Below are 11,525 nucleotides of genomic sequence, written 5' to 3' on the forward strand. Positions count from 1 at the left end.
GCGCCGACGGAGCCGCCGAGGCCGTCAGCGGAGCCGGGCCACGCGCCAGACGGACAGGGCGACCAGCGCTGCGCACACGGCGACGTACAGGGCGATCACGCGCCAGTCGGCCCTCTCGCCCGAGCCCCGCTGCGGGAGTCCGGGCCAGGTGTATCCCACGCGGCGGGCGGCCATCATGCCCCAGCCCGCGGCGCAGCAGCTGATCAGCAGACCCAGCATGGCGACGACCGCGCCGCCGTCGCCGAATTCGAACGCCAGCGGGAACGCGAACATCAGCGATCCCACGGTGGCGAGCATGACGATCGGCGCGAGCTGCCAGATGCGCAGACGCCGCGCGGGCCGCAGCTCGACCTCGACCTCGGGGGTCACGTCGAGCTCATCGGGCCCGTCCGGGCTCAAGCTTCCTGCGTCGTGCAGCGCGTCCGGTGCGTCGTGTCCTGTGTCGCGAGGGCCGGCCTCCATCGCCACGCGCCCTCCCAACTCGGACTCCACTGGTCGATCGATGCTCGATGATGGCACGCTCCCGGTCACCGAAATGACGGGCAGGGCTTCCCGATGCCATCACGTGATCAGGCTGTAACCGCTCGTTCGACCAACGCCAGCGCCTGGTGCGGGAGTTCCCCGCGATGCTCCGCGGCGCCATTGAGCCAGTGGACCCGTGGGTCGCGGCGGAACCACGAGTCCTGGCGGCGCGCGAATCGCTTGGTGGCGCGAACGGTCTCGGCGCGCGCCTCGTCCTCGGTGCACTCCTGGGCCAGCGCGGCCAGCACCTGCTGGTAGCCGAGCGCCCTGGACGCGGTCCGTCCGTCGCGCAGGCCGTGCGCCTCCAGGTCCCGCACCTCGTCCACGAGTCCGGCCGCCCACATCCGGTCGACCCTCAGGGCGATGCGTTCGTCGAGTTCGGGGCGGGCCACGTCGACGCCGATCTGGACGGTGTCGTACACCGCATCGTTACCCGGGAGGTTGGCGGTGAAGGGCTTGCCGGTGATCTCGATGACTTCGAGGGCCCTGACGATCCGGCGGCCGTTGCTCGGCAGGATGGCCCGGCCCGCTTCGGGGTCGGCGGCGGCGAGCCGGGCGTGCAGCGCCCCGGAACCGCGCTCGGCCAGTTCCTCCTCCAGCCTGGCCCGGACGTCGGGCTCGGTGCCGGGGAACTCCAGGGCGTCGATGGTGCCCTTCACGTAGAGCCCGGAGCCGCCGACCAGGACGGGGGTACGGCCCGCGGCGAGCAGCCGGTCGATCTGCCCCCGGGCCAGCCGCTGGTACTCGGCGACGCTGGCGGTCTCGGTGACGTCCCAGATGTCCAGCAGATGATGCGGAACGCTTCCGCGTTCGGACAGCGTCAGCTTCGCGGTGCCGATGTCCATCCCCCGGTAGAGCTGCATGGAGTCGGCGTTGACCACTTCGCCGTCGAGCTGCTGAGCAAGGAATACCCCCAGATCGGACTTTCCGGCCGCAGTGGGACCGACGACGGTGATGACCCGCGGTGCGGGAGCTGAGCTTCTCACCGCCCCAGTCTCGCAAACCTCCGACCCTCTTCCCGAACGAGCGAGGCGGCTGACCTCCGCTTCCGCTCCGAACGGCGCGGATCTTCGGCCGTACCAGTAGAATTCCTAAGTGAATACGGGCGTTTTTTCATGGTTTGCCGTTCGCCCTCCGGGGCAGCTCGGCAGCGAGGCCGGAGAACACGCCCGACCGAAGTCCCCCAGCAGGGAAGGTGCCCGATGGGCTTCCTGGACAGTTTGAAGGCGAAGCTGAGCCCCGCCAAGGAAAAGGTCGGCGATCTCGCGCATCAGCACGGGGACAAGATCGACCAGGGTCTCGACAAGGCCGCGCGGACGGTCGACCAAAAGACCAAGGGCAAGTACAGCGACAAGATCGAGTCCGGCACGAGGAAGGCCAAGGAAGCAGTCGAGCGCCTGTCCCACAGGCACGACGAGGCCGGCACCGAGCACAAGGAGGCCGGCACCGAGCAGGACGAGAGCGGTACGCCGCCGGGCACGCCGCCCGCTTCCTGAATTCCGGCCAACCGATCGAACTGGACGGACGGCCGTGGGGCGACGACGCCGCACGGCCGTCCGTGCCCGCGCGGCCACGGACGCGCTCAGGACCAGGCGGCGACCAGGTAGCCCACGCCGTACGGAGCGTCCTCGTACAGCAGCTGCCCGCCCAGGCCCGCGCCTTCGGCGGCGCCCGCGAGCACCTGCCAGGGGGCCCGGCCCGCCGCCTTGAGCGCGTACGCCAGCGACGCGTCCAGCGCGATCAGCGCCCCGGGGTCGGCGCTGCCCAGCGCCGAGGCGGCCGCCGCGTCGAACGCCTCGGCGCGCTCGTCCAGATAGCCGGGGGCCTTGAGCGAGCGGCGGGCACTGCCGTCGCCCATGACCAGCAGCGCCACCCGTTCCGCCCTGGCGGCCAGGTCCCGTCCGGTGCTCGCACAGCGAGTCGTTTCGAGCGGCTCGCCGACGCCGAGCCCTTCCACCGGCGCCGCGGCCCACTGCGCACGGGCGAGCAGCCAGGCGCCGACGGTCAGGGACGGCGGAAGGGGGCGGTCGGTCACGGCCCCGTGGACGCGTCCGAGCCGGACGTCCAGATCGATGCCGAAGCCCTTGAAAGTGCCGGTGGCTCCCTCGGGGTGGGGTCCGCGGCCCGCGTGGTCCGCGGGCCCCGTCACGATCAGCAGATCGGGCCGGGCCGCGGCCAGCACACCGAGGGCGTCGGAGCAGGCGTCCCGCAGGGCGTCGAGCTCGGGCGCGGCACCGGCGGCGACCTCGGGTACCAGCAGGGGCGGGCAGGGGCAGACAGCGGCGGCGACAAGCATGGTGGGCAGCGTACTGGTTGGGCGCGGCGAGCCCGCCGGCCGCCGCCGTCCGTCTCCCGCCAGTGTCAGTCGCAGCCGCAGCCGGGGGCGGCCGCGGCCGGCAGCGGCGCCGGGACGCCGATACCGGGCAGCCCCAGCATCACCCCGGCAGGCTTGGCGGCCTCGGTGGCGGTGCGCTTCTCCCAGGCGTCCCCGGCCCGGGTCCGCCGTACGCCCACCGGAGCGCCCTCGGCGAGCAGGTGGTGCGGGGCGGCGTAGGTGATCTCGACGGTCACCACGTCGCCGGGACGCACGTCCTCGGCCGGCTTGGTGAAGTGGACCAGGCGGTTGTCGGGGGCGCGGCCCGAGAGGCGGTGGGTGGCGCCGTCCTTGCGGCCCTCGCCCTCCGCGACCATGATCTCCAGCGTCCGGCCGACCTGCTTCTTGTTCTCCTCCCAGGAGATCTCCTCCTGGAGGGCGGACAGGCGCATGTACCGCTCCTGGACGACCTCCTTGGGGATCTGCCCCGCCATCTCGGCGGCCGGGGTTCCGGGGCGCTTGGAGTACTGGAAGGTGAAGGCGTTGGCAAAGCGCGCCTCGCGGACCGCGTGCATGGTCTGCTCGAAGTCCTCCTCGGTCTCGCCGGGGAAGCCCACGATGATGTCGGTGGAGATGGCGGCGTCCGGCATCGCGGCGCGCACCTTCTCGATGATGCCCAGGAAGCGCTCCTGCCGGTAGGAGCGCCGCATCGCCTTGAGGACGGTGTCCGAGCCCGACTGCATCGGCATGTGCAGCTGCGGCATCACATTGGGCGTCTCGGCCATGGCCGCGATCACGTCGTCCGTGAAGTCGCGGGGGTGCGGCGAGGTGAAGCGGACCCGCTCCAGGCCCTCGATCCTCCCGCAGGCGCGCAGCAGCTTGGAGAACGCCTCGCGGTCGCCGATGTCGGAGCCGTACGCGTTCACGTTCTGGCCGAGCAGGGTGATCTCCGAGACGCCCTCGGCGACCAGTGCCTCGATCTCGGCGAGGATGTCGCCGGTGCGGCGGTCCTTCTCCTTGCCGCGGAGCGCCGGGACGATGCAGAAGGTGCAGGTGTTGTTGCAGCCGACGGAGATGGAGACCCACGCCGCGTAGGCGGACTCGCGGCGGGTGGGGAGCGTGGACGGGAAGGCCTCCAGGGATTCGGCGATCTCGATCTGCGCCTCTTCCTGGATGCGGGCGCGTTCCAGCAGCACCGGCAGCTTGCCGATGTTGTGCGTGCCGAAGACGACGTCCACCCAGGGGGCCCGCCGGACGATGGTGTCGCGGTCCTTCTGCGCCAGGCAGCCGCCGACGGCGATCTGCATGCCGGGCCGCCTGGTCTTCATCGGGGCGAGCCGGCCGAGGTTGCCGTAGAGCTTGTTGTCGGCGTTCTCCCGGACCGCGCACGTGTTGAAGACGACGACGTCGGCGTCGCCGTCGGAGCCGTCCTCGGCACGTACGTAACCCGCGTCCTCCAGCAGCCCCGACAGCCGCTCGGAGTCGTGGACGTTCATCTGGCACCCGTAGGTGCGCACCTCGTACGTTTTCAAACCGTCCACTACTCCACCAGCCACGTCGTTGCCGCTCACCCGTCCAGGGTAAGGGCTCCGGCCGGGCCCCACCGATGCATACCCCCGCCGCCCGGGATCACGGCCCCTCGGCCGGGTACGGGGCCGAGGTCCCGGGGCCGCGGCGGTCCGGCCCTGGTCATCGCCGGGACGGGCTGGCAGGATCGCCGCCATGTTCCAGGCACTGTCCCGTATCGGCCGGCTGCGCAGGCTTCAGGCGTGCGCCGCTCTCGTCGTCGTGCTCGGGCTGGTGCTGTGGTGGCTGCTCCCGCTCGGAAAGCCGGCTCCGAGCGGCACGCTGACCTTCAGCACCGGCGTGCGCAGCGGGGTCTACCAGCGCTACGGCGAGCGGCTCAAGGGGGACCTGGCCAAGGATCTGCCCCAGGTGTCGATACGGCTGCGCACCAGCGAGGGCTCGCAGCAGAACATCGCGCGGGTGGCGACCGGGAAGGCCGACTTCACCATCGCCACCACCGATGCCCTGGCCACCTATCTGAGCAGCGGCGGGCCCGGCGCGGCCCGGCTGCGGGGCTGTGTGCGGCTCTACGACGACTACATCCAGCTGGTCGTGCCCCGGGACTCCGGGGTGCGGAAGGTCTCCGACCTGATCGGCAAGCGCGTCGGGGTGGGGCAGCCGGGATCGGGCGTACGGCTGGTCGCCGACCGGTTGATGACGGCCGCCGGTCTCGATCCGGCGAACGACGTGACGCCCGTGCCCAACGGCATCGACACCATGCCGGAGCAATTGGAGCACGGCCTGCTCGACGCCTTCTTCTGGTCCGGCGGACTGCCCACCTCCGCCGTGCAGGAGCTCTCGGACCGGTTCGCGATCCGGCTGGTGCCGCTGGAGGCGCCGCTGATCAAGGAGCTTCAGGCCGCGGGCGGTTCGGCCCGCTACTACCGGTCGGCCGTGATGCCCGCCGACGCCTACCACAGCGTGCAGCAGGGGCAGGCGGTGCCGACGGTGGCGGTCGCCAATGTGCTGGTGACCACGGACCGTACGGATCCGGCGCTGACCGAGGCGTTCACCCGGACCGTGATCGACAGCCGGGACCGGATCGGGCGCGAGGTGCACGCGGCCCAGCTGGTGGACCTGCGTACGGCGATCTACACCGATCCCCTGCCACTGCACGAGGGGGCCAGGCGGTACTACCGCTCGGTCAAGCCCTGATCCCGGCGGCCGCTTCCCCGCTCCCGCTCAGCCCTGTGGGCCCTGGCGCGGCACGGACACCGTCACCCGCAGTCCGTGCGGCTCGTGGGCGGCGTAGCCGATGGAGCCGCCGCCCGCGGCCAGGAGGGCCTGGGAGATGGAGAGTCCGAGGCCGGAGCCCCGCACGTTCTGATGCCGGGCGCTGCGCCAGAAGCGGTCGCCGACGCGCTCCATCTCCTGTGCGGTGAGGCCCGGTCCGCGGTCGGCGACGACGACCGTGACGTCGTCACGACCGGCGGCGACCGTGACGAGGACCTCTTCGCCGGCAGGGGTGAATTTCAGGGCGTTGTCGATGACGGCGTCGAGGGCGCTCGACAGGGCGACGGGGTCCGCCCAGGCCGCTACGGCGGACGAGCCGTCCGCCCTGAGCCGTACGCCCTTCTCCTCGGCGACCGGCCGCCAGGACGCGACGCGTTCCGCGGTGAGCGCGCCCATGTCCGTGAGCCGCAGATCCGCCGCGGCGTGTTCGGCCAGCGCCAGGTCGAGCAGGTCGTCCAGGACCTGCCCGAGGCGCTTGCCCTCCGTGCGTACGGAGGCGATCTCCTCGTTGCCCTCGGGGAGTTCGAGCGCGAGGAGCTCGATCCGCAGCAGCAGCGCGGCAAGGGGGTTGCGCAGCTGGTGCGAGGCGTCGGCGACGAAGGCACGCTGCTGCTCCAGCACGTCCTCGACGTTGTCGGCCATCTCGTTGAACGAACGGGCCAGGCGCCTGAGTTCCGGCGGCCCTCCGGAGGCCGCGACCCGGGATCTCATCCGGCCGCTGGCGATGTCATGGGTGGCCGCGTCCAGGGTCCGTACGGGCAGCAGCACCCAGCCGGTGAGCCGGATCGCGGCGCCCACCGCCACCAGCATCGCGACCGCTTCGCCGGCCGCGATGAGCAACCAGCCGCGCAGCGTGCGTGCGCGCATGTCGGCGGTGGGCGAGTCGATGACCACGACGGCGACGACGTCCCCGTCCCGTACGACGGGTGAGGCGACGACGACCCTGCCCCTCTGCCAGGGCCAGACCTGCGGCGGATCGTGGCTGCGACGCCCCAGGAGCGCCTCCTTGAACGCCTCTCTCCCCTCCCCCTCGATCGGCAGCTGCCAGGTGACCGGCGCCTTCGCCATGGCGCTGTCGTCGCGGTAGAAGACACCGGCGCGGATGCCGTACACCGACGCGTACGTGTCGAGTTCGCTCCGCAGGATGCGGCGCCGCTCCTCGTAACCGGGGGTCCGTTCGGCGACGAACTGGGCGAGTGCGGCGAACCGGGCCGTGTCGTCGATGCGGTCGATGACGACGCGCTGCTGCTGGGCCGCGGCGACGCTGACGGCCAGCGGGAAGCCGAGGGCGAGCAGCACGCTCGCCATGAGAATGATGAGCAGGGGAAGCAGCCGGGTGCGCACCTGAGACGTACGCCTCTACGCGGACGGCGCGACGAGGCGGTAGCCGACCCCGCGCACCGTCTCGATCAGTGCGGGCAGCCGCAGTTTGGAACGCAGGGACGCGACGTGCACTTCGAGCGTGCGCCCCGTTCCCTCCCAGCTCGTGCGCCACACCTCGCTGATGATCTGCTCCCGGCGGAAGACCACTCCGGGGCGCTGGGCGAGCAGCGCGAGGAGGTCGAACTCCTTGCGGGTGAGCTGGACTTCCGAACCGTCGACACTGACCCGGCGGGTGGGCAGCTCGATCTGGACGTGCCCGAGGCGCAGAGCGGCGACGGGTGTGGAAACGGTGTCCTCACCGGCCGGTTTGCGGCGGCTGACGGCGTGGATACGGGCGAGGAGCTCGCCGGTGTCGTACGGCTTGACCACGTAGTCGTCGGCCCCGAGGTTGAGACCGTGGATCCGCGACCGGACATCGGCGCGCGCGGTCACCATGATCACCGGGGTGGAGGTGCGCTTGCGGATCTTCCCGCACACCTCGTAGCCGTCCTGGTCGGGCAGCCCGAGGTCGAGGAGCACGACGCCGAAGGGCTCCGCGCCGGTCGGCAGCAGTGCCCGCAGGGCTTCCTCGCCGCTGCGCGCGTGCACCACCCGGAAGCCGTGCCGGGCGAGGATCGCGGAGAGGGCGGCCGCGACGTGGTTGTCGTCCTCGACGAGCAGCAGTCTCATGGCCCCCCTTCCGAAGGTGCGGTGTCGGTTCCCGTGGGCGCGGCGTTCGGTCCCCACGGGTGCGGTGTCGGTGCGATTTCTCGTACGCCTCTCGTCACTTCCCCGTATCGAGGTGTTTCACGTCATGGCGTACCAGGGCATCCACTCCGATGACGGGTACGTCAGTCAAGGGCCCGCCCATTGCATCGAGCCATCTGTTATCCACCCGGTACGCCCCGGGCACCTCGCCGGCCGTCCCCTTCACACGGAGTGTCCGGTTGCCGCCGGATCGTTATCCTCAATTTCCGCTCAGATGTAATGACGCTCGTTGCACTGCGTCACTAGGGTCCTTCCCAACCGAGGAGGACGGAGCAAGAAGCCGATGAGCGGAGTTTCAGTGACCAAGGGCGCCGAGGACGCCGCACCTGCGGCGAACGACCTTGTCGTACTGAGCAACGTCAACAAGCACTTCGGCGCGCTGCATGTGCTCCAGGACATCGACCTGACCATCGCCCGTGGCGAGGTCGTGGTCGTCATCGGGCCCTCCGGGTCCGGGAAGTCCACGCTGTGCCGCACGATCAACCGCTTGGAGACGATCGACTCGGGCGCCATATCGGTCGACGGCAAGCCGCTGCCCGAGGAGGGCAGGGAGCTGGCCAGGCTGCGTGCCGATGTCGGCATGGTCTTCCAGTCGTTCAATCTCTTCGCGCACAAGACTGTGCTCGAGAACGTGATGCTGGGCCAGGTCAAGGTCCGCAGGACGGACAAGAAGGCCGCCGAGGACAAGGCCCGTTCACTGCTCGACCGGGTGGGCGTGGCGACGCAGGCCGACAAGTACCCGGCCCAGCTCTCCGGCGGCCAGCAGCAACGCGTGGCGATCGCGCGGGCGTTGGCGATGGACCCCAAGGTGATCCTCTTCGACGAGCCGACCTCCGCGCTCGACCCCGAGATGATCAACGAGGTGCTGGAAGTCATGCAGCAGCTCGCCCGGGACGGCATGACGATGGTCGTCGTCACCCATGAGATGGGCTTCGCGCGCTCAGCGGCGAACCGCGTCGTCTTCATGGCGGACGGAAAGATCGTCGAAGAGGCCACGCCCGACCAGTTCTTCAGCAACCCGCGCAGTGACCGGGCCAAGGACTTCCTGTCGAAGATCCTTCACCACTGATCGATCCTGCACCGCCGGGCCCCGGACCGGTCGATCACTCACATCGCGTCAACTCTAGGGAAAACCACCATGCAGCTTCGTAAGGTCACCGCCGCCTCGGCCGCTGTGCTCGCCCTCGCCCTGACCGCCACCGCCTGTGGTTCCGACAAGGAGGACGGCGGCTCGGGCGGCGGCAAGAAGATCACGGTCGGAATCAAGATCGACCAGCCGGGCATCGGCCTGAAGACCCCCGACGGCAAGTACACCGGCTTCGACGTCGACGTCGCCACGTACGTCGCCAAGGAACTCGGCTACGACGCCAAGGACATCGTCTTCAAGGAGACCAAGAGCGCCGACCGCGAGACGGCGATCGAGCGCGGTGACGTGAAGTTCATCGCCGCCTCCTACTCGATCAACGACGAGCGCCTGCAGAAGGTCGACTTCGCCGGTCCGTACCTGCTGGCCCACCAGGACATCCTGGTCCGCGCCGACGACGACTCGATCAAGTCCCCGGCCGACCTGAACAACAAGAAGCTGTGCTCGGTCGCCGGCTCGACCTCGGCGAAGAACGTCAAGGACAAGCTGGCGCCGAAGGCGCAGCTCCAGACGTACGGCGGCTACTCCGAGTGCCTGACCGGCCTGGAGAACAAGGTCATCGACGCGCTGACCACCGACGACAGCATCCTTGCGGGCTACGCCTCGCAGCAGAACTTCCAGGGCAAGTTCAAGCTGGCCGGCTTCAAGATGACCAACGAGAACTACGGCATCGGCCTGAAGAAGGGCGACGCCGACCTCAAGAAGAAGATCGACGCCGCCCTCACCAAGATGGTCTCGGACGGTTCCTGGGACAAGGCCGTGAAGGACAACTTCGGCCCGGCGAACTACAAGAACGAGCCCGCCCCGAAGATCGGCAACATCGTCAAGTGAAGCAGGGCTGACCGGGCGCGCCGTTCGTGAACGGCGGCGCGCCGTGCCCTCCTACACGCGGAAGCGCGGGAGATCGTGTTCGACTTTCTTGAAGGTTACGACCTGCTGGGGGCCTTCTGGGTGACGGTGCAGCTCACCGTCTACTCCGCCCTCGGCTCCCTCATATGGGGAACGCTGCTGGCCGGCATGAAGGTCAGCCCGGTCCCCCTGATGCGCGGCTTCGCCACCGCGTACGTGAATGTGGTCCGGAACATTCCGCTGACCGTGATCATCGTGTTCTCGTCGCTGGGTCTGTACCAGACGCTGGGCGTCATGCTCGGTGCCGACGTCGTCGACGACATCAACTTCCGGCTGGCCGTACTCGCCCTGGTCGCCTACACGGCCGCCTTCGTCTGCGAGGCGCTGCGCTCCGGCATCAACACGGTGCCGGTCGGCCAGGCCGAGGCGGCGCGCGCACTCGGGCTGAGCTTCACGCAGGTGCTGAGGCTGATCATCCTTCCTCAGGCGTTCCGTGCGGTGGTCAACCCGTTGTCCAACGTGCTGATCGCGCTGACGAAGAACACCACGGTCGCCTCCGCGATCGGCGTCGTCGAAGCCTCCTACCTGATGAAGGACATGATCGAGGCCGAGGCCCAGCTGATCCTGATCTCGCTGGTCTTCGCGTTCGGCTTCGTCGTCCTGACCCTCCCGACCGGCCTGATCCTCGGCTGGGTGAGCAAGAAGGTGGCGGTGAAGCGATGACTTCCGTCCTCTACGACGCCCAGGGGCCCCGCGCCAAGCAGCGCAACATCCTCTACACGGTGCTGTTCGTCCTGTGCGCCGCGGCCGTGGTGTGGTGGGTCTACGACGGCCTGGCCGAGAAGCACCAGCTCGACTGGATCAAGTGGAAGCCCTTCTTCACCAGCTCCCAGCCGTGGGAGACGTACATCTGGCCGGGCCTCCAGAACACGCTCAAGGCGGCGTTCTTCGCCCTGCTCATCGCGCTGCCGCTGGGCGCCCTGTTCGGTATCGGCAGGCTCTCGGACCACCGCTGGGTGCGGATGCCGGCCGGCTTCGTCGTGGAGCTCTTCCGCGCCGTCCCGGTGCTGATCCTGATGATCACCGCGAACGCGGTGTACGCGGAGTACACCACCATCGACACCGATGTGCGGCCGCTGTACGCCGTGGTGACCGGACTGGTGCTGTACAACTTCTCGGTCCTCGCCGAGATCGTGCGGGCCGGGATCGAGACCCTGCCGAAGGGCCAGGCGGAGGCTGCCAAGGCGCTCGGCATGCGCAAGAGCCAGATCATGCTGTCGGTGCTGCTGCCGCAGGCGGTGACGGCCATGCTGCCCGCGATCGTCAGCCAGCTCGTCGTCATCGTGAAGGACACCGCGCTCGGCGGCGCCATGATGACCTTCCCCGAGCTGCTGGCGTCGGTCCGCCCGATGAGCGCGAACTACGGTGCCAACACCATCGCGTGCTTCACGATCATTGCCGTGATCTTCGTCGCGCTGAACTTCGCGCTCACCACGTTCGCGAGCCGGCTGGAGCGCTGGCTCCGGCGCAACAAGAAGGGGAAGGGCGCCGCGTCCGGGGGCGCACCCGAGACCATCGGTACGCCGTCGCTCGTCGTCGATGACGGACGCGCCTGACGGTTCGTCGTATTGCGTTCCTGAGGGGCGGTGGCAGATGAGCCACCGCCCCTCGCCGCCGTCCGGTGTCGCTTGACGCAAGCACCGGCAGTAGGTTGCATACGTTCTGTGATCGCGCACCGAGCCCCCGCCGCCACACTGCCTCCGTCCC

Annotated in this window: 12 protein-coding genes; 6 read left to right on the plus strand and 6 right to left on the minus strand. The window is 69.7% G+C overall.

Going from position 1 to position 11,525, the window contains the following annotated elements; translation table 11 throughout:
• Window positions 1-24: 24 nt before the first annotated feature.
• Window positions 25-462: a hypothetical protein gene (locus ACFVT1_RS33140; protein WP_389802350.1), complete on the minus strand. Its 438-nt coding sequence runs from the start codon at window positions 460-462 to the stop codon at window positions 25-27.
• A 107-nt stretch (window positions 463-569) separates the two neighbouring features.
• Window positions 570-1,508, minus strand: coding sequence for a tRNA (adenosine(37)-N6)-dimethylallyltransferase MiaA (gene miaA, locus ACFVT1_RS33145; protein ID WP_389802251.1), 939 nt, complete (start codon window positions 1,506-1,508; stop codon window positions 570-572).
• A gap of 216 nt (window positions 1,509-1,724) precedes the next feature.
• Here miaA and ACFVT1_RS33150 point away from each other — a divergent pair, with 216 nt between their 5' ends.
• Window positions 1,725-2,018, plus strand: a complete 294-nt coding sequence (locus ACFVT1_RS33150) for an antitoxin (protein WP_389802253.1) — start codon at window positions 1,725-1,727, stop codon at window positions 2,016-2,018.
• A gap of 86 nt (window positions 2,019-2,104) precedes the next feature.
• Here ACFVT1_RS33150 and ACFVT1_RS33155 read toward each other — a convergent pair whose 3' ends face one another.
• Both ACFVT1_RS33155 and miaB read right to left on the minus strand, forming a co-directional pair.
• Window positions 2,105-2,818: a class III extradiol dioxygenase subunit B-like domain-containing protein gene (locus tag ACFVT1_RS33155; RefSeq protein WP_389802256.1), complete on the minus strand. Its 714-nt coding sequence runs from the start codon at window positions 2,816-2,818 to the stop codon at window positions 2,105-2,107.
• A gap of 65 nt (window positions 2,819-2,883) precedes the next feature.
• Entirely contained in the window at window positions 2,884-4,377 is a 1,494-nt protein-coding gene (gene miaB, locus ACFVT1_RS33160; protein ID WP_389802353.1) for a tRNA (N6-isopentenyl adenosine(37)-C2)-methylthiotransferase MiaB, read from the minus strand.
• A 181-nt stretch (window positions 4,378-4,558) separates the two neighbouring features.
• On the opposite strand from miaB, the gene ACFVT1_RS33165 reads away from it, so the two are divergent.
• Window positions 4,559-5,557 (plus strand): TAXI family TRAP transporter solute-binding subunit, encoded by a 999-nt coding sequence (locus tag ACFVT1_RS33165; RefSeq protein WP_389802259.1) that lies wholly within the window; start codon window positions 4,559-4,561, stop codon window positions 5,555-5,557.
• A 27-nt stretch (window positions 5,558-5,584) separates the two neighbouring features.
• Here ACFVT1_RS33165 and ACFVT1_RS33170 read toward each other — a convergent pair whose 3' ends face one another.
• Together ACFVT1_RS33170 and ACFVT1_RS33175 are read right to left on the minus strand one after the other, a co-directional pair.
• Complete coding sequence (locus ACFVT1_RS33170) at window positions 5,585-6,979, minus strand: ATP-binding protein (RefSeq protein WP_389802261.1); 1,395 nt, start codon at window positions 6,977-6,979, stop codon at window positions 5,585-5,587.
• A gap of 15 nt (window positions 6,980-6,994) precedes the next feature.
• Window positions 6,995-7,687: a response regulator transcription factor gene (locus ACFVT1_RS33175; protein ID WP_389802264.1), complete on the minus strand. Its 693-nt coding sequence runs from the start codon at window positions 7,685-7,687 to the stop codon at window positions 6,995-6,997.
• Between the two features lie 361 nt (window positions 7,688-8,048).
• Between ACFVT1_RS33175 and ACFVT1_RS33180 the strand changes: the two genes are divergently transcribed.
• From ACFVT1_RS33180 to ACFVT1_RS33195, 4 genes are all read left to right on the plus strand, one after another.
• Entirely contained in the window at window positions 8,049-8,834 is a 786-nt protein-coding gene (locus ACFVT1_RS33180) for an amino acid ABC transporter ATP-binding protein (protein ID WP_389802267.1), read from the plus strand.
• A 69-nt stretch (window positions 8,835-8,903) separates the two neighbouring features.
• Window positions 8,904-9,740 (plus strand): glutamate ABC transporter substrate-binding protein, encoded by an 837-nt coding sequence (locus ACFVT1_RS33185; protein WP_389802270.1) that lies wholly within the window; start codon window positions 8,904-8,906, stop codon window positions 9,738-9,740.
• 75 nt (window positions 9,741-9,815) lie between these two features.
• A complete protein-coding gene (locus tag ACFVT1_RS33190) occupies window positions 9,816-10,481 on the plus strand; it encodes an amino acid ABC transporter permease (RefSeq protein WP_389802273.1) in 666 nt (221 codons plus the stop codon).
• The gene (locus ACFVT1_RS33195) at window positions 10,478-11,374 is read left to right on the plus strand and encodes an amino acid ABC transporter permease (RefSeq protein ID WP_389802276.1); all 897 of its coding nucleotides are present in this window, start codon (window positions 10,478-10,480) and stop codon (window positions 11,372-11,374) included. The genes ACFVT1_RS33190 and ACFVT1_RS33195 overlap by 4 nt, the downstream gene beginning before the upstream one ends.
• The last annotated feature ends 151 nt before the right edge of the window (window positions 11,375-11,525 follow it).

The organism is Streptomyces sp. NPDC057963 (assembly GCF_042887155.1).
GTDB lineage: Bacteria > Actinomycetota > Actinomycetes > Streptomycetales > Streptomycetaceae > Streptomyces.